We start from the raw sequence: 16,188 nt of genomic DNA on the forward strand, positions 1-16,188 counted from the left end.
CGCGGGCCCAGCGGCGGTTCCGGCCTCAGGGTCGATCGAAACCAACGGGCGCTTCCAGCAGCCGGCGCCACTCGCCGAGCACCGCGGATCTGCGCAGGTCGGGCCGGCCTCCGACCCGCGGCCGCCCGCCCGAACGCCAGTCAACCACCCGGGCAACGATCGCGGCATGATCGCGCGCGTCGACCAGTTGGACCGGGTCGCCGAGAATTTCGGCGGCAGCGCCGAAGTCATGGGCCAGAACCGGGGTTCCTACGGCGTTGGCCTCCGCGAACACCAGGCCGAAGGTCTCGGGATGCTCGTCCTGCGGGTAGAAGACGCACAATGATTCGCGCACGTGGCGCAGCACCTCGTCGCGCGGCAGCCGGCCAAGCACGCGGATCCCTGGCCGGGTCGTGCAGCCGGGGACGTACTGCTCCAGAACCTCCGGGGCGCTTCCCGCGATCGCGAGCTGCATCGCGGGAAGCTCGCGCTGCACGGTCAGGAACGCTTCCAGTACGCGGCGCAGGCCCTTGTTCGGCGTACTGAAAAAAATCATCCGGTCGTGGTCGACGGGTACCGGCTCGACCTGCAGGCGGTCGTCCACAGGATTGTAGATGCGCCGGATCGGCACCCGCGACCCGCACCCTGACAGCGTACCCAGCAGGCGCGCGGGAACGCCGTTGATCAGGCGGTCGCTCGCCCGCGCCAGCGCATCGGACACCGCGATCACGGAACAGCGGGTACGCGCCAGCACCGCCCGCTTCAACATCACCTCCGGCCGCTGCCAGTTGTGAACCCAGACATGGAGCCGGCTATCGGGGAACCGCTGGCGGTATCGGGAGGCGAGCCGGATGCGTCGCAGGATCACCACCGCGTCGGCCGGTTCTCCGGCAAACGGATCCGGCGTATCCAGGGGCAGGTAGCGCACGCCCGGTGAGATTTCGGCCGGCCGGGAACGACCCAGTTGCTCCACCGCCACCGCATGCACGGAGGCCAACCCCTCGGCGACGGTGACCAGTGACGCCTCGGTGCCCCCCACCGCCTCCCTCCGCAGGCCCTGACCGTCGTAGGGGGTGGAGGACTTGGGATCGACGAACAGCAGGTTCACTCCCGCGGCCCACCCTGCTCACGCTCGTAGAGCTCGTTCAGCTTCGCATACTTCATGTACGCATTGAACGCGGTCGTGACCGCAACGGTCATCCCGTCCGGACCCTGGAAGAATCCGCCCTTGAACACCAGTTTGCGCAGCAGCGCCACCAGCGCGTGCACTGCAGGCCGCCAGCCCGAGGGCTGGACGCCGCGATCCTTCATCGCCCAGGCATCCAGCGCCGACAACTCGTCGATGCGCCGGATCCAGTGGGACAGATCCTCGTAGGTAAAATGGCGGATGTGGCCCTTCAGGTGCCGCACGCGCGGGGCCTCCACCCGCGAATGATGCTTGCGCGGCAGGTAGCCGGACGTCGCGCGATGGTACAGGCGAACCACCGAATCCGGATAAAACCCGGCCGCACGGATCCAGTGGTTGCCAACGAAGTTCCGGCGCCGCAGGGCGTAGGCGGTCTGCGGATCATCGAGCGATAGCGCACGGATCAGCGCGACCGCGTCGTCCTCGAGGCGTTCGTCGGCATCCAGCGACAGAATCCAGTCGTTGGTCGCCAGCGGCACGCCGTACGCTTTCTGCGGTCCGTCCCCAAGGTAGGCCTGTTCGATCACCCGCGCGCCCTCGGCCGCGGCGATCTCCCGGGTGCGGTCGGTGCTGCGCGAATCGACGACGATGATCTCGTCGCAGACCGGGCGCAGCGAACGGATACAGCCCGCGATCATCGCCTCCTCGTTGAGCGTGATCACGGTCGCGGTAATCGGCAACGGCGTCATCCGGTTCCCCTCCCCGGACCGGAACGCGCACCCGCCCAGGCCCGGAACCACTGCTTCAGCCGCTTGGCCAGCGCACCCGCGCGGATGCGCGCATCCATACCCCATACCCGCAACCGATCCAGCGGGGTCACCGCGATCTCGCCGCGGCGCACGTAGACCGAATCGCTCCTGTCCTTGTACCAGATCGTGTAGCCGTTGCGCTCCATCCAGTGGCGGATTTCCCGAAGATACGGATTCGTGTAGGCGCCGCCATGGGTCTCGACGGAGATCATCGTGGGCCGACTGGTCATGTGCTTGAGCACGAACCACTCGCTGCCTTCGGTGTCGACGGAAAGCAGGTCGATGCTGCCGTCGTCGATGGTGCTGAACCGCGTGCAGGGTGCCGTGAAGGCTCGCGCTTCATCCCGGTTGGCCCCGTCGTTGACCAGCGCGGGGCTGCTGTCCAGGGTCGCGACATGGGTCGAGCTGCCCCGGTAAAGCAATTTCACTTCCCCGTCGAAATCACAGAGCGCACAGGCGTGCAGTTCGACGTTCGGCCGGCCCTGGAAGTACGCCCGGATCAGTTCCACCGACGCGGGCTCCGGCTCCACCAATGTGGCCCGGACCCCGTCCAGGATGAAATCGTGCACGTTCGACGTTTCCGGATGGTACACGCCGACCTCCGCAACATGGCCGAATCGATGGCCAGTCGCGGTGGCTCGTGCGTAGAAGGTCTGATTGAGGGCCATCCCGTTCACCCGTCAGCGATGCAGGGGTACAGGGTACCCCCACGGGTCATCCAGGGCATCCGCGCACTCCGTTCGGACGAACGTCCGCCGGGGGGCCAACGGATCGTGGCGCCAGGATCAAGGCGTCTCCGGCACTGTCCGGTGGCCGGGACTGCAATCGCCGCAATGCTGCCGCGATTGCAGATCGCGCACCCACGGCTGCTGCCGGAGGCGATCCATCAACGCGCTGCGTTCCCGCCGCGAAAGCGGGCGCAGCACCGCGCGCAGCAGCGTGCGCTGCACACCAACGGGCAGGGGCATCCCGGCCTCCAGCGACTGCACCGCGAGCCGGCTCAGCATCCTCTCGGTTTCCCTGACCCGATTGCGCATGGGTCGCACGCCATCCGTGTCGACGATCCACACCTGTCCGGCAACCCCGATCACGAAATTCTCGATCGTGAGATCCCGGTGGAACAGCCCGTTCCGGATCAGGCGGCCGACGATCATCCCGACGGAACGGGCGACCGCGCGCAGCTGCAGCCCGTACCCCCCCGGAACCTGCACGCTCCGCTGCAGGACTTCCCAACCGGATACGCCGGGCACGTAGGACAGCCGCATATCGACGCACCAGCCGCGGCAACCGAACCGGATCTCGGGCCGTGACAACAGCTCGGGCACTGCAATTCCCACCCGCCCCAGCAAGCGGTTACCCCGAACCGTGCGCTGGGCCGCGCTGATCCCGAGCAGATGGGTCAGGAACCGACGCGGGTTGAGCGGCCAGGTCTTGAGCACCTGCGGCGACTCGCCGGGGGGATGGATCAGCCATACGATCCGGGGTCCATCAGCCTTCAGGCAGCGGATCGCGAACTCCGGGGGCAACGGCACCGTCATGCCCGCCAACTGCACCGCGACCACAGGACAGGCTCGGCACAAGACTCCGAAGCGCGGATCGTCGTGGCCATCACCCAGCCGGCAGCCCGCGCCAGAATTCAGCGATCCGGTCCGCGGCCTGGCCCGGGTCGATCCTCGACATCTCCGTGTCGCTAGCCCCTGCCGGCGGCTCCAGGCCGAGGGTGCGACCCTCCGCGTTGCACGGGCGCCAGCGCAACGCCGTTGACGAACGCTTCGAAGGGAAGAAGCCCACGGTGGGCACGTCCAGGCAGCCGGCGACATGCAGGGGCCCGGTCGACCCAGCCACGAACAGGTCCGCGGCGGCCAGACTGCGCGCGAACCGCGCCAGGCCGTCCCGAGACGCATAGACCGCGGTCTCGCGGCCCTCGACCAGCATCATGGCAGCCAGTTCCCGGGTCCGCGGCTCCTCGCCGGGACCAGCGGTCAGGACCCAGACGGGCGCATCGTTTCCCGCGTCGCGCGTCAGTCGGGCATGCACCCCGTGTACCAGCTGTGCATACTGCGCGACGCTCAGGTTGTTCGACGAACCGCCCGACCCGGCATGCACGAAGAACCACGGGCGCTCTGGCGGAATCCTGAGCCGCCTGGCTAGGCCCGATCGTTCCGCTGCCTTATCCTGCGGCGAAAGCGGCCAGTATGGCGGCGCCACTGGATGGGCCCCGGCACCCAGCCTGCCCAGCAACGCCCGGGCGAGATCCTCGTTGTACACATACTCGGGCTTCAGCGAACGCGACCGGCGCTGGGGCACTCGCACCGGATACAGGAACTGGGCGGGCTTAGTGGCCGGGGCCAGCCGCAGCGGGATCCCCGACCGCAGTCCAAGCCAGCCGATACGAGCGGTCGAAAACAGGGTGAGCATCGCGTCGAAGCGCTGGCGCCGAAGTTCGGCCAGCAGCGTCCGCCGGGCGCCCGCACCGGCGTTCGGCCCTGGATCCACGACCACGTCGTCGATCCAGGGGCACTCCCGGGCGAGCGGCTCGGTATAAGGGGGCACCAGCACCGCGATCCGGGTGTCCGGCAGGGAGGACCGGAGGAGCGCCAGTGCCGGCCAGGCGAGCATGAAATCGCCAAGCCGGTCGTTGCGGACCACCAACAGCCGGCGGCACGCAATCGTCGTCTCCATGCCGTCATCCAACCGCGTGTCGCCGTACGCCACGGGCTCCGCGCCGAGGTTGCCCCGCGGCCACCAGCCACACGCCCTCAATCGCCTTTCGGCTTCTTGCGCAGGGCGTCGATGTTGATCGGAACCACAGTGTTCTGGCGTGGCTCGTCGACATAGCGGGGCCGCATGTTCATCTCCTGGCCCAGGGCATCGGCCAGTTCCTGCTCTCGCGCGACGATCAGCGAGAGGCAGTCGCGGATGCCCTCGATGGTCCGGTCCGTCAGCGGATGCTGGATGCCCGGCGGGGCATGGGTATCGCGTGCTACGTCGGTCAGCACCTTCTTCACCATCGCGAGGATGCGTTGTTCCTTGGTCAGTTCGGCTTCGGGGGCTTCGTGTTCGCTCATGGGGGTTTCCGTGATCGCGGGGCCAATCACGCGAAGATAGCAGACGCTCGCCCTCGCACGCGACGCCACCCCACGGCTGCGGGGGATGGATGGCCCGCCGGCACGTGTCCCCGAGCCTGCATCGGGTTGGGGGGTGAACGGTACCGCCCGCGGGACCGATGCAGCAGCGCCAGCGGGCGGCATGGTCGCGGCGCGCTGTCAGGCCAGCAGCACCTGGACACGTTCCGCCACTTCGCGCAGCGCTGCGGCGCGCCAGGCGCGGCCCGCGGTGGCCGAACCCGCCTCGATGCCGATCAGGTGCAGTCGCGCCGGCAGGGCACCCAGCGCGCGGGCGAGCAGCAGGGTCTCGGCTAGGCCGAGGTCGTGGGTCGACGCTACCCGTGCGTGCGCGATCACCTCGTCAAGACCCAGTTCCCGCACGCTGCCGGGCGGCAGGCCCGCCTGGATCGCGTCGATCACGATCACGTTCATCGAGGGTTCGAAATGGTCGATCAGGGTCGGGCCCGGGCGGTCCAGCGCCTCGAGTTCGACCAGCCGGCCGAAACCCGCGTCGCGCAGCCGATCGATCGCTGCCCAACCGAGGCCGTCGCCGACCGTCGGCGAGCCCACACCCAGGATCCGCCAGCGCTGCGCTGGGAACTGCCTGGGCATCGCGGCACCCCGGTTGCCCACTCACCTGCGCCGGACGCGGACTTTCAGAAAGTGCGTCGCGCAGGAGATGCAGGGATCGTAGTTGCGGATCACCATCTCGCCATGCAGGCGCAACGCATCGTCGTCGTGGTGCAACCCGAAGCTCTCGAGCGAACGCCGGAGGTCATCTTCGATGCGCGCCTGGTTCTGCGACGTCGGCGGCACGATCTGCGCGTGACGGACCATGCCGTCGGCATCGAGCCGGTAGCGGTGCCAAAGCAGACCGCGCGGCGCCTCGGTCGCCCCATGGCCCTGGCCGAACCTTGCGGTGACCGGATCATGGGCCGGCTCCCGCGGCCGGTAGCGTTCCAGCAACTCGATCGCCTGCAGCACCGCTTCGTGCACCTCGACCGCCCTCGCGATCACCGAATGGAACATGTTGCGACTCGGCAATCGCAGCCCGGTGGCGGCCAATGCAGCGCGCGCGGCGCCGGAAAGCCGGTCGTGGTTCAGGTTCAGCCGCGCGAGAGGCCCGACCAGATAGGGTTGCCCGTGCAGATGGGCGTACAGCGCAGTCGAATGCGCGACATGCGACTCCTCGAAATGCTCGGGGTACTCGTGCACCGCAAGATCCAGCCCACGGTCCGAAACGATCCGTCCCGAGTACATCGGGTATTCGTTCTCGTGGCGCAGCGCCACGGAGGTGAACTCCTGGTCGTCTTCCGGCAGATCCAGCCCGGCGGTGAACGCCACCAGCGCCTCGGCATCGGGCAGCGCATCGCGCAGTTCGGCCAGCACCGCGGCGGCCCGCGCGGGATCGGGCGCGCGGTGGAAGCCCCCGACCCGCATGCCCACCGGGTGCACCGAACGCCCCCCGAACAGCCGGATCAGGTCGTTGCCGAGGCGCTGCAGGCGCAGACCCCGGCGCACCGCTTCCGGGTGCTTCTGCGCCATCGCGATCGCGTTGTCGAAGCCCAGGAAATCCGGCAGCGCGAGCAGGTGGATGTGCAGCGCATGGCTCTGAAGCCACTCGCCGCAGTACATCAGCCGGCGCTGGTCCAGTATCCAAGGCGCGGGTTCGACGCCGAAGGCCTGTTCCAGCGCCTGCACTGCCGTCATCTGGTACGCCACCGGACAGATGCCGCAGATACGCGCGACCACGTCGAGGACTTCGTCGGCCCCTCTTCCCTCCAGAAACTTCTCGAAGTAGCGCGGGGGTTCGAAGATGCGCAGGCGCAGATCCTCGATGCGCCCCCCCGAAGCCGTCAGCTCGAGCGCTCCCTCGCCCTCGACCCGGGCCAGGACCGGCACCTCGATGCGGATCTCGCGCTGCTCGCTCATTCCGGCTCCTGCCACTTCAACCACTCGGCGCGGAAGGAGGGCGCATGGCTGTTGATGAAATGAAAGCGCCGCGCAACCGCCTCGGGCACCAGGCCCAGCCCCTCGAAGCGGCACGCCAGTGCGGCGGTATTGGGATTCTCAGCCGGACCGAAACAGGCGTAGCAGTCGCGTCCGAACGCCGGGCACAGCGCCCCGCAGCCGGTGTGCGTAACCGGGCCCATGCAGGGTTCGCCCTTCGCGACCAGCACGCAGACGTGCTGCTGGCGCTTGCACTCGACGCAGAGCTTGTCCTTGTCGACCACCGGCGCGACCCCGAAAAGCAGCTGGCGCAGCGCCTGGAAGACCTGGCGCGCGTTGACCGGACAGCCCCACAGCTCGAGATCGACCTTCACGTGCTCGGCGACCGGCGTTGCGCTACCGAGGCTCTGGATGAACTCTGGCTGCGCGTAGATCGCCTCCGTCCAACCCACGGCACCGTCGGCATTGAAATTGCGCAGCGCCTGCAGTCCGCCGGAGGTCGCACAGGCGCCGATGCTGACTAGGTAACGACTGTTCGCGCGCACCCTGCGGATGCGCTCCGCCTCCTCCGGCGTTGAAATGCTGCCCTCGACGAATGCCAGATCAACCGGAGCCTCCGGATCGACCGGCCCGGCCTCGGCGAAATGCACCAGATCGACCCGTTGCGCAAGCTGTAGCAGCGCCTCACCCGCGTTCAGGAAGGCAAGCTGGCAGCCGTCGCAGGAACTGAACTTGTGTACCGCGATGCGCGGCCGCGGCTGCGCACGCGCGTTGAATCGGTCTAGTGCGCTGATCGGCAGAACCCGCTCGGTCGTCGCCATGTTCCCCTCCGGTCAGAAGCCCGTGACGCCGAGCCAAGGACGCAGCGCCGGGTAGTGAAACACCGGGCCGTCGTGGCACACGAAATACGGACCCAGCTGACAGTGCCCGCAATGGCCGATCCCGCACTGCATGTTGCGCTCGATGCTGAGCCAGATCACCTCGGGCGGGACGCCGATCGCCAGCAGACGCTCGATCGAGGACTTCATCATCACTTCCGGCCCGCAGAGCATCACGATGCTGCGATCGGGATCGATCGCCGCCTGGCTGAACAGCACAGTGACTCTGCCGACGCTGTACGGCCAGTTCGGCCCGCCGACATCGGAGGCCAGCAGCACCTGGACATCGGGCAAACGCTGCCAGCGCTCGTACTGGCGGCGCCAGATCAGGTCGTCGCTGTGCTTGACGCCCTGCAGGATCACGATCCGCCCGAAGCGTTCCCGGCGCTCGACGACGTACCGGATCAGCGAGACCAGTGGCGCACAACCCAGGCCGCCGGTCACGAACACGACATCGCGGCCCTCGGCCTCCTGCAGCGGCCAACCGCGGCCGTAAGGACCGCGCAGGCCGATGCGATCTCCGACCCGGAGCATCTCCATGCCCCGCGTCACCCGGCCCACCGACCGGATCGTGTGCTCCACCGGCCCCCGGGAGTCGGGATCGGAGACGATCGAGATCGGAATCTCGCCGACGCCGTACAGGTACAGCATGTTGAACTGGCCCGGTTGGCAGCGGTAGCTCCGCTCGATCCCGGGATCGGTGAAACGCAGGTGCAGCGTGTAGATCGTCGGGGTCTCCTCGACCCGCTCGACCACCTCGACCTCGAACGGCCGGTCAGGATTGTGCATCGCCGGACCCCAGCAGCGCCGAGACCTCGGCGGTGATGTCGATCCCGACCGGGCACCATGCGATGCAGCGGCCGCAACCGACGCAGCCGGATCGGCCGTACTGTTCGTGCCAGGACGCGAGCTTGTGCGTCAGCCACTGGCGATAGCGCAGCCGGGTCTCCTCGCGCACCAGGAAATGGCCCATGTAGCTGTGTACCGCGGTGAAACAACTATCCCACTGGCGCAGGTGATCGCTGGAGCCGCCGTCCAGGACCGGCTCATCCTGCTCGGCGTGACAGAAGCAGGTCGGACAGACCGCGGTACAGTTCCCGCAGGACAGGCAGCGGCGCCCGACGTCGTCCCAGTGCGGGTGCTCGAGGCGTGCATACAGCGCATCCTTCAGGTTCTGCCCAGGCAAACTCCGAGTCTGGCACCGTACGGCCGCTTCGATTTCGGCATCGGCCTGTTCGCCTTGTGCCATCGTCGCCGGCGCGAGACCCAGGCGCTCGAGGATCTGCTGCCCCCGATCGGTCCCGGCGGTGGCGACAAAACCCTCGTCAAGTTCGGATAGCGCGATATCGAAACCGGATTCCGCCTTCGGACCGTCCCCGGTCGAAGCGCAGAAACAGGTGTCCGCCGGGTGGCTGCAGTGCACTGCGACCAGCAGCAGGCTGTCGCGGCGTGCGGCATAGTGCGGATCAGGATCGGGCTCGCCCAGGAAGTGGCGCTCCTGAATCCGCAACGCCGCCAGGTCGCAAGCGCGAACGCCGATGACGGCGGTCGGCGTGTGGCGCAGGCCGGCGTCCCGGAAGGCAAGCCGACCGTCGTCATCGCGCTCGCAGCGCCAGAGCGTCTCGCGCGGGGCGAAGGTCAGCGGTTTCAGCGCCTGCGGCCCATTCGCCCAGGCGAAACAGCGACCGTGCCCGGTTTCCGTCAGCCGGTAATGCCCGGGGTGCTGACGGTCCCCCACACCCGTGGGCAGATCCGCCGCCGTATCGATCTCGCGCATGGTGATCGCCCCGTCCCGAGCCATCGGCCCCAGGATACGTTCGAACCCCGAGTCACGGAGGGCGAGCAGGAACGCATCCAGGGTATCCCGCGGCAGGAATAGGGGGGAGGTCGTCATAGCGCGAGAGGTTAGACCATCCGCCCTCGCAAGGCGATGACCTGAATCAGAAACGGCGCCGACGGCACCGCTCGAAAACGCCCGGCAGCGGGCTCGCAGAATCCACCTTGGCCGCCCGTCCTCTTTCTTTCGAGTCCGGTTTCTGCTTACATCGGGATCCATGACGATTCATGCTTCGGGTTCCTGTGACCAGTGCTCGTTGAAGCTCCTGTGCCTGCCCGTGGGTCTGCCGGACAGCGAACTCTGGCAGCTCGATGAGATCGTCCAGCGGCGCCGGCCCATTGCGAAGGGCCAGCTGCTTTTCCGCATGGGGGCACCGTTCCACTCCGTCTACGCGGTGCGCACCGGGTCGCTGAAAACCGTGCTGCTCGCCGACGATGGCACCGAACAGGTGACCGGCTTCACCTTTGCCGGGGAAATGCTGGGGCTCGATGCGATCAACCGGAGCCGTCACCCGGTCAGCGCCGTGGCCCTCGAGTCGACCAGCCTGTGCGAGATTCCGTTCGACAAGCTCGACCTGCTGGCGGGGCACCTGCCGAGCTTCCGGCAACACGTGATGCGCACGATGAGCCGCGAGATCGCTTCGGATGAATCACTGCTGGCACTGCTCGGCCAGCGCAACGCGGAACAGCGCCTGTCGGCATTCCTGCTGAGCCTGTCCATGCGGTTTCGCGCGCGCGGACTGATGGCCGACCACTTCGCGCTGAGCATGTCGCGCGCCGACATCGCGAATCACCTGGGGCTCACGCAGGAGACCATCAGCCGCCTTTTCACCCAGTTCCGCAAGCAGGGGTTGATCGAGATCCACACGCGGGATCTGACCCTGCTCGATCTGGACAGCCTGCACCGGATTGCCGGCATCCGGTTTGAACCCCTCTCCCGGATCGCCTGACCGCCTCTCCGCCCCGCGAACGGAGCACGCCGATTTCTGGTCGTATGCGCTGTCCGTCTGGCAGAGCCATGAAGTCCGCGAGCGGCTGTTGTTGTGGCAGGACCGGGATCGGATCGCAGTGATGTTCGTCCTGTTCGCCTGCTGGCACCCGGCGCGACTGACGTCCGCGCAGTGGGCGGCGCTGAAACAGGCCTCGGACCAATGGAACGACGACGTGACCCGCCGCATCCGGAGCCTCCGGCGGCGCACCCGCCACCTGGACTGGCCCGAGGGTTATCGCGCCCTGCAACAACTGGAACTCGGATCCGAGCGCGTGGAAGCCGCCTGGCTCGCCGGCAGGGCGTGTCCGGCACCGGAGGGCACCTTACCGGCCGATCGCCAGTTCCGGCTGGAACGCCTGTTCCCATGGCTGCCGGGAACGGAAATCGCGGAGTTGCTGAACGCGCTCGGCGACAGCTGAGTCGCGCGGTCCGGCCTGCGGCCCGCAGGCGCCGCGCACCGGGCCGATCCGGACCCGGCCCGCAAGGCTGGATCCCGTCCACCCGGGCATGTACGAAACGGGCCGCGGAGTCAGACGGCCGCCACGAGCGCCTGTTCCAGGTCGGCCAAGATATCGTCGATATGCTCGATGCCGACCGACAGACGCACCATGTCTTCCCGTACCCCCGCCCGTTCCAGTTCCTGCACCGAGAGCTGCCGGTGCGTGGTCGTCGCCGGATGGCAGGCCAGGCTCTTGGCGTCGCCGATGTTCACCAGCCGCGTCACCAGCTGCAGTGCATCGATGAACTTCGCTCCCGCCGCCCTACCCCCGTGTGGGCTGCGGATTCCGAAACTGAGAATGCCCGCGGCGCGGCCACCCAGGTAGCGTTGAACCAGCGGGTGGTCGGGATGGTCGGGCAGCCCTGCATAGGCCACCCAGCTCACCGCGGCATGTCGGTCGAGGAACTGGGCCACTGCCAGCGCGTTCTCGCAGTGACGGTCCATTCGCAGCGCCAGCGTCTCGATTCCCTGCAGCACCTGGAAGCTGTTGAACGGCGAGATCGCGGCACCCATGTTGCGCAGCGGCACCACCCGCGCGCGACCGATGTACGCCGCCGGACCGAACGCCTCGGTGTAGGTCACGCCGTGATACGAGGGATCCGGCTGGGTCAGCCCCGGGAAGCGCTCGGCGTGATCCGCCCAGGGGAAACGCCCCGAATCGACCAGCACTCCGCCGATGGTGGTGCCATGCCCGCCCATGTACTTGGTCAGCGAATGCACGACGATGTCGGCACCGTGCTCGAACGGCCGGCAGAGGTATGGCGACGGCACGGTGTTGTCGACGATCAGCGGGATCCCGTGCCCGTGCGCCAGGTCCGCGAGCGCCGCGAGGTCGGCCACGTTGCCGGCCGGGTTACCGATCGATTCGCAGAAGACCGCCCGCGTGTCCTGGTCGATCAGCCCGCGCATCGCGTCGATGTCGCCGGGAGGCGCGAAGCGGACCTCGATACCGTAGCGCGGCAGCGTGTGCGCGAACAGGTTGTAGGTACCACCGTACAGCGTGCTGGTCGTCACCACGTTGTGACCAGCCTCGGCCAGGGTCATCAGCGAGGCGGTGATCGCGGCCATCCCCGACGCGAACGCGAGCGCCCCGACGCCGCCCTCCAGTGCCGCGACGCGCTGCTCGAGCACGTCGGTGGTCGGGTTCATGATCCGGGTGTAGATATTGCCGGGAACCTTCAGGTCGAACAGGTCGGCCCCGTGCTGGGTGTCGTCGAAGGCGTAGGAGGTCGTCTGGTAGATCGGCACGGCCACCGCCCGGGTGGTCGGGTCCGGCGCAAAGCCGGCGTGGATCGCCTGCGTCTCGAACTTCATCGGCATCTCTCTTCGTTGATGGGCGGCAAGCGGCAGGCCTCTCTGGGTTCGTCTGTTCGTGATGCGCCGTGCAGCCACGTGCGCGCCAAGGATACGACAACCCGGCTGGAGCGAGACAGCGCGCCAGCCGGCGACGCGCGGCCACAAGACGTAGCCGGGCACGGCCCTAAGGAATTCATGGCCCAGGACCATCAATTAAGATTATCCCCAAGGGGGTAGAGACCACGAGACTGGCCGTTCGGTTCCCGGGAAGTCGGCTGAAGTGGACAAAAGTCTTGATCTGGATCAACCCAAACGGTGTTTCTTCGCCTACACTTCGCAGAGCAGCGCGAGCGGGGTGGCGGCTCTGGTCGGGCTGGTTTTGTCACCGATGGGGGAAATCCATGGAAACAACCGCAGATACTCAGAAAGCAGGTGCAGGTACCCACAAGGCGGAAGCGACACAGGAGACCTACAACTACAAGGTCGTCCGGCAGTTCACGATCATGACCATCGTCTGGGGCGTGGTCGGAATGCTGGTCGGCGTAATCATCGCGGCGCAGCTGGTCTGGCCGCAGCTCAACGTCCACGAATGGCTCAGCTTCGGGCGGTTGCGCCCGCTGCACACCAACGCGGTGATCTTCGCCTTCGGCGGTTCCGCACTGTTCGCCACGTCCTACTACATCGTGCAACGGACCTGCCAGACTCGGCTGTTCGGAGGGCCGCTGGTGGCCTTCACGTTCTGGGGCTGGCAGCTGGTCATCGTGCTGGCCGCCATTACGTTCCCGCTTGGGATAACGATGGGCAAGGAATACGCCGAGCTCGAGTGGCCGATCGCGATCCTGATCGCGGTGGTCTGGGTCGCCTACGCGATCGTGTTCTTCGGCACGATCGTCAAGCGCAAGGCCAAACACATCTACGTCGCGAACTGGTTCTTCGGTGCCTACATCCTCACCATCGCGATGCTGCACATCGTCAACAACCTGGCGATCCCGGTCACGCTGTTCAAGTCCTACTCGCTGTACCCGGGCACGGTGGACGCGATGGTGCAGTGGTGGTATGGCCACAACGCGGTCGGCTTCTTCCTCACGGCGGCGTTCCTGGGGATGATGTACTACTTCGTTCCCAAACAGGCCGGGCGCCCGATCTTCTCCTACCGACTGTCGATCGTGCACTTCTGGGCGTTGATCTCGCTGTACATGTGGGCCGGCCCGCACCACCTGCACTACACCGCGCTGCCCGACTGGGTGCAGTCGCTCGGGATGGTGTTCTCACTGATGCTGCTGGCACCGTCCTGGGGCGGAATGATCAACGGAATCATGACCCTGTCCGGGGCCTGGCACAAACTGCGCACCGACCCGATCCTGCGCTTCCTGATCGTCGCACTCTCGTTCTACGGTCTGGCGACGTTCGAGGGCCCGATGATGTCGATCAAGACCGTGAACGCGCTGTCGCATTACACGGACTGGACGATCGGTCACGTGCACGGCGGAGCACTCGGCTGGGTCGCGATGATCTCGATCGGCTCGCTGTACGCGCTGATCCCGGTGCTGTTTGGCAAGGAGCGCATGTACTCGATCAAGGCGATCGAATGGCATTTCTGGCTCTCGACCATCGGCACCGTGATGTACATCGTCTCGATGTGGATCTCCGGCGTGATGCAGGGCCTGATGTGGCGTGCGGTGAACCCCGACGGTACGCTGACGTACAACTTCGTCGAGACCCTGGTGCAGATGTACCCGTACTACTTCCTGCGTTTCCTGGGCGGCGCGATCTTCTTCGTCGGCATGTTCTTCATGATCTGGAACGTCTGGAAGACCATCGCGGGAACCAAGCCGGTCGTGCACACCGTGCCGCAGACCGCACACTGATCAGGGGGGGGAACACACCATGAGTCATGAAGTAGTCGAAAAAAACATCGGCCTGATGATCGTGCTGATCATCATCGTGATCAGCATCGCAGGCTTGGTCCAGATCGTGCCGCTGTTCTACCTGAACAGCACCACGCAGCCGATCGAGGGGATGGAGCCCCGGTCCGCGCTGGAACTGGAGGGACGCGACATCTACATCCGCGAGGGCTGCTACACCTGCCACTCTCAGATGATCCGTCCATTCCGCGCGGAGACCGAGCGCTACGGCCATTACTCGGTGGCCGGCGAGTTCGTCTGGGATCACAACTTCCAGTGGGGCTCCAAGCGCACCGGGCCGGACCTCGCTCGGGTCGGCGGTCGCTACAGCGACGAATGGCACCGCCTGCACCTGATCGACCCGCGCGCGGTGGTGCCGGAATCGAACATGCCGGCCTACGCCTTCCTCGAAGACCGCGAGATCAACGCGGACATCACCCCGCGCAAGCTGCGCGCGCTGCAGCGTCTCGGTGTCCCCTACACCGACGAGCAGATCGCCGCGGCCGCCGACGAGGTGCGCGGCAAGACCGAAATGGATGCGATGATCGCGTACCTGCAGGGCCTGGGTACCGTCCTCGCGCACTGGAGATGATGGATGAGCTTCGGCGTGATCCACGGCCTGATGACGGTCCTGCTGATCATCCTCTTCGTGGGGATCGTCTGGTGGGCCTTCAGCAGGCGGAACAAAGAGCGTTTCGAAGAAGCCGCCAATCTCCCCTTTGCCGATGACGAACACCACCCGGCCCCGAAGCGGTCGCACGAAGGAGATAAGAAATGAACGAGCACGACATGACAACGTTCTGGCACTGGTGGGTCGTTGGGCTCACCGTCGCCAACATCCTGGGAATGGTCTGGCTGATCCTCTGGACGTCCAAAAAGCGCCCAGGCGAGGTCGCGCAGGGCGAGGAAATGGGCCATACCTGGGACGGCCTGTCCGAGTACAACAACCCGCTGCCCCGTTGGTGGCTGTGGATGTTCTGGATCACCATCGTGTTCTCGGTGATCTACCTGATCCTGTACCCGGGCCTCGGCCGTTTCGCCGGGCTGCTGGGCTGGCACTCGGGCAACATGCTGAACGTCGAGGACAGCCAGTATCACCGCGAGATGCAGCGTGCCGAGGAACGCTACCAGCCGATCTTCGCCGCGATGGCCGAACGCGGCATCCCGGCGCTGGCCCGCGATTTCGATAGCCTGACGACCGGTCGGCGGCTCTACCTGAACTACTGCGCGATCTGCCACGGCGCCGATGCGCGCGGGGCCCGCGGTTTCCCGGACCTCGCCAACGGCGTCTGGCAGTGGGGCGGCAGCCCGGACGAGATCAAGAAGACCATCCTGCACGGCATCCACTACGATGGCGATCCGAACACCCGCCGCGGGGAAATGCCGGCGCACGGGGCGTTCATGGATTCGGAAGCCATCGAGCAGACGGCCCATTACGTACTGCAACTGTCCGGCCGTCCCGATGCCGACGCCAGCCTCGCCAGCGCGGGTGAAGCGCACTACAACACCTACTGCATGGCCTGCCACGGCGCAGACGGCACCGGCATGACCGCGCTGGGTGCGCCGGACCTCACGCAGGACACCTGGACCTTCGGCGGCTCGCTGGAGGACATCAAGACCAGCATCGCCGCAGGCCGCAAGGGCGAAATGCCCGGCTTCCTGGATCTGCTGGGCGAGGATCGGGTGCACGTGCTCTCCGCCTACGTGTACAGTCTCGACCGTAACTGACGGTCGTCCTCGAGCCACGGGCGGGCTACAATGCGCTTGTAGCCCGCCCTGTTTTTTCAGAGTCCCGGAATACCCGTTCCTGAAA

18 protein-coding genes are annotated in these 16,188 nt (G+C 66.8%); 6 read left to right on the forward strand and 12 right to left on the reverse strand.

Annotation, left to right across the window (positions count from 1 at the left end; all coding sequences use genetic code 11):
• Positions 1-25: 25 nt before the first annotated feature.
• From TVNIR_RS10145 to TVNIR_RS10195, 11 genes are all read right to left on the reverse strand, one after another.
• Entirely contained in the window at positions 26-1,087 is a 1,062-nt protein-coding gene (locus TVNIR_RS10145; protein WP_015258941.1) for a glycosyltransferase family 4 protein, read from the reverse strand.
• Positions 1,084-1,854, reverse strand: a complete 771-nt coding sequence (locus tag TVNIR_RS10150; RefSeq protein WP_015258942.1) for a glycosyltransferase family 2 protein — start codon at positions 1,852-1,854, stop codon at positions 1,084-1,086. Before TVNIR_RS10150 ends, TVNIR_RS10145 begins: the two co-directional genes overlap by 4 nt.
• On the reverse strand, positions 1,851-2,582 hold the full coding sequence (locus TVNIR_RS10155) for an FkbM family methyltransferase (RefSeq protein ID WP_083499430.1): 732 nt from the start codon (positions 2,580-2,582) through the stop codon (positions 1,851-1,853). The genes TVNIR_RS10150 and TVNIR_RS10155 overlap by 4 nt, the downstream gene beginning before the upstream one ends.
• Before the next feature lie 117 nt (positions 2,583-2,699).
• Positions 2,700-3,476, reverse strand: a complete 777-nt coding sequence (locus tag TVNIR_RS10160; protein ID WP_015258944.1) for a BUD32 family EKC/KEOPS complex subunit — start codon at positions 3,474-3,476, stop codon at positions 2,700-2,702.
• Positions 3,477-3,522: 46 nt separating this feature from the next.
• Positions 3,523-4,596: a glycosyltransferase family 9 protein gene (locus tag TVNIR_RS10165; protein WP_015258945.1), complete on the reverse strand. Its 1,074-nt coding sequence runs from the start codon at positions 4,594-4,596 to the stop codon at positions 3,523-3,525.
• 77 nt (positions 4,597-4,673) lie between these two features.
• Positions 4,674-4,982 carry a hypothetical protein gene (locus tag TVNIR_RS10170; RefSeq protein ID WP_015258946.1) on the reverse strand — a complete coding sequence of 103 codons (309 nt, stop codon included), beginning with the start codon at positions 4,980-4,982 and terminating at the stop codon, positions 4,674-4,676.
• Between the two features lie 198 nt (positions 4,983-5,180).
• Complete coding sequence (locus TVNIR_RS10175) at positions 5,181-5,633, reverse strand: hydrogenase maturation protease (protein ID WP_043740536.1); 453 nt, start codon at positions 5,631-5,633, stop codon at positions 5,181-5,183.
• Positions 5,634-5,654: 21 nt separating this feature from the next.
• Entirely contained in the window at positions 5,655-6,953 is a 1,299-nt protein-coding gene (locus tag TVNIR_RS10180) for a Ni/Fe hydrogenase subunit alpha (RefSeq protein ID WP_015258948.1), read from the reverse strand.
• Positions 6,950-7,792, reverse strand: a complete 843-nt coding sequence (locus TVNIR_RS10185) for an NADH-quinone oxidoreductase subunit B family protein (protein ID WP_015258949.1) — start codon at positions 7,790-7,792, stop codon at positions 6,950-6,952. The genes TVNIR_RS10180 and TVNIR_RS10185 overlap by 4 nt, the downstream gene beginning before the upstream one ends.
• 12 nt (positions 7,793-7,804) lie before the next feature.
• On the reverse strand, positions 7,805-8,638 hold the full coding sequence (locus TVNIR_RS10190; protein WP_015258950.1) for an FAD/NAD(P)-binding protein: 834 nt from the start codon (positions 8,636-8,638) through the stop codon (positions 7,805-7,807).
• A complete protein-coding gene (locus TVNIR_RS10195; RefSeq protein ID WP_015258951.1) occupies positions 8,625-9,743 on the reverse strand; it encodes a 4Fe-4S dicluster domain-containing protein in 1,119 nt (372 codons plus the stop codon). The genes TVNIR_RS10190 and TVNIR_RS10195 overlap by 14 nt, the downstream gene beginning before the upstream one ends.
• A gap of 160 nt (positions 9,744-9,903) precedes the next feature.
• On the opposite strand from TVNIR_RS10195, the gene fnr reads away from it, so the two are divergent.
• The gene (gene fnr, locus TVNIR_RS10200; RefSeq protein ID WP_015258952.1) at positions 9,904-10,635 is read left to right on the forward strand and encodes a fumarate/nitrate reduction transcriptional regulator Fnr; all 732 of its coding nucleotides are present in this window, start codon (positions 9,904-9,906) and stop codon (positions 10,633-10,635) included.
• On the forward strand, positions 10,610-11,095 hold the full coding sequence (locus tag TVNIR_RS10205) for a DUF2390 domain-containing protein (protein WP_043739597.1): 486 nt from the start codon (positions 10,610-10,612) through the stop codon (positions 11,093-11,095). The genes fnr and TVNIR_RS10205 overlap by 26 nt, the downstream gene beginning before the upstream one ends.
• Before the next feature lie 110 nt (positions 11,096-11,205).
• Here the strand turns inward: TVNIR_RS10205 and TVNIR_RS10210 are convergent, their stop codons facing one another.
• The gene (locus TVNIR_RS10210; protein WP_043740539.1) at positions 11,206-12,489 is read right to left on the reverse strand and encodes an O-acetylhomoserine aminocarboxypropyltransferase/cysteine synthase family protein; all 1,284 of its coding nucleotides are present in this window, start codon (positions 12,487-12,489) and stop codon (positions 11,206-11,208) included.
• Positions 12,490-12,872: 383 nt separating this feature from the next.
• On the opposite strand from TVNIR_RS10210, the gene ccoN reads away from it, so the two are divergent.
• From ccoN to ccoP, 4 genes are read left to right on the forward strand one after another with little or no spacing between them, the layout of a single operon-like run.
• Entirely contained in the window at positions 12,873-14,339 is a 1,467-nt protein-coding gene (gene ccoN, locus TVNIR_RS10215; protein WP_015258956.1) for a cytochrome-c oxidase, cbb3-type subunit I, read from the forward strand.
• Between the two features lie 19 nt (positions 14,340-14,358).
• Entirely contained in the window at positions 14,359-14,967 is a 609-nt protein-coding gene (gene ccoO, locus TVNIR_RS10220; protein ID WP_015258957.1) for a cytochrome-c oxidase, cbb3-type subunit II, read from the forward strand.
• Positions 14,968-14,970: 3 nt separating this feature from the next.
• Positions 14,971-15,153 (forward strand): cbb3-type cytochrome oxidase subunit 3, encoded by a 183-nt coding sequence (locus TVNIR_RS10225; RefSeq protein ID WP_015258958.1) that lies wholly within the window; start codon positions 14,971-14,973, stop codon positions 15,151-15,153.
• Positions 15,150-16,103, forward strand: a complete 954-nt coding sequence (ccoP, locus tag TVNIR_RS10230; protein WP_015258959.1) for a cytochrome-c oxidase, cbb3-type subunit III — start codon at positions 15,150-15,152, stop codon at positions 16,101-16,103. The genes TVNIR_RS10225 and ccoP overlap by 4 nt, the downstream gene beginning before the upstream one ends.
• Positions 16,104-16,188 lie beyond the last annotated feature (85 nt).

Origin of the sequence: Thioalkalivibrio nitratireducens DSM 14787 (assembly GCF_000321415.2) — a bacterium.
Taxonomy (GTDB): Bacteria; Pseudomonadota; Gammaproteobacteria; order Ectothiorhodospirales; family Ectothiorhodospiraceae; genus Thioalkalivibrio; species Thioalkalivibrio nitratireducens.

Excerpts from the sequence above, each read along its gene's own strand:
- TVNIR_RS10190 (WP_015258950.1), bottom strand. The coding sequence starts at position 8,638 with ATGCACAATCCTGACCGGCCGTTCGAGGTCGAGGTGGTCGAGCGGGTC.
- TVNIR_RS10210 (WP_043740539.1), bottom strand. The coding sequence starts at position 12,489 with ATGAAGTTCGAGACGCAGGCGATCCACGCCGGCTTTGCGCCGGACCCG.
- TVNIR_RS10195 (WP_015258951.1), bottom strand. The coding sequence starts at position 9,743 with ATGACGACCTCCCCCCTATTCCTGCCGCGGGATACCCTGGATGCGTTC.
- ccoN (WP_015258956.1), top strand. The coding sequence starts at position 12,873 with ATGGAAACAACCGCAGATACTCAGAAAGCAGGTGCAGGTACCCACAAG.
- fnr (WP_015258952.1), top strand. The coding sequence starts at position 9,904 with ATGACGATTCATGCTTCGGGTTCCTGTGACCAGTGCTCGTTGAAGCTC.
- ccoO (WP_015258957.1), top strand. The coding sequence starts at position 14,359 with ATGAGTCATGAAGTAGTCGAAAAAAACATCGGCCTGATGATCGTGCTG.
- TVNIR_RS10150 (WP_015258942.1), bottom strand. The coding sequence starts at position 1,854 with ATGACGCCGTTGCCGATTACCGCGACCGTGATCACGCTCAACGAGGAG.
- ccoP (WP_015258959.1), top strand. The coding sequence starts at position 15,150 with ATGAACGAGCACGACATGACAACGTTCTGGCACTGGTGGGTCGTTGGG.
- TVNIR_RS10170 (WP_015258946.1), bottom strand. The coding sequence starts at position 4,982 with ATGAGCGAACACGAAGCCCCCGAAGCCGAACTGACCAAGGAACAACGC.
- TVNIR_RS10185 (WP_015258949.1), bottom strand. The coding sequence starts at position 7,792 with ATGGCGACGACCGAGCGGGTTCTGCCGATCAGCGCACTAGACCGATTC.
- TVNIR_RS10175 (WP_043740536.1), bottom strand. The coding sequence starts at position 5,633 with ATGCCCAGGCAGTTCCCAGCGCAGCGCTGGCGGATCCTGGGTGTGGGC.
- TVNIR_RS10165 (WP_015258945.1), bottom strand. The coding sequence starts at position 4,596 with ATGGAGACGACGATTGCGTGCCGCCGGCTGTTGGTGGTCCGCAACGAC.
- TVNIR_RS10180 (WP_015258948.1), bottom strand. The coding sequence starts at position 6,953 with ATGAGCGAGCAGCGCGAGATCCGCATCGAGGTGCCGGTCCTGGCCCGG.
- TVNIR_RS10225 (WP_015258958.1), top strand. The coding sequence starts at position 14,971 with ATGAGCTTCGGCGTGATCCACGGCCTGATGACGGTCCTGCTGATCATC.
- TVNIR_RS10155 (WP_083499430.1), bottom strand. The coding sequence starts at position 2,582 with ATGGCCCTCAATCAGACCTTCTACGCACGAGCCACCGCGACTGGCCAT.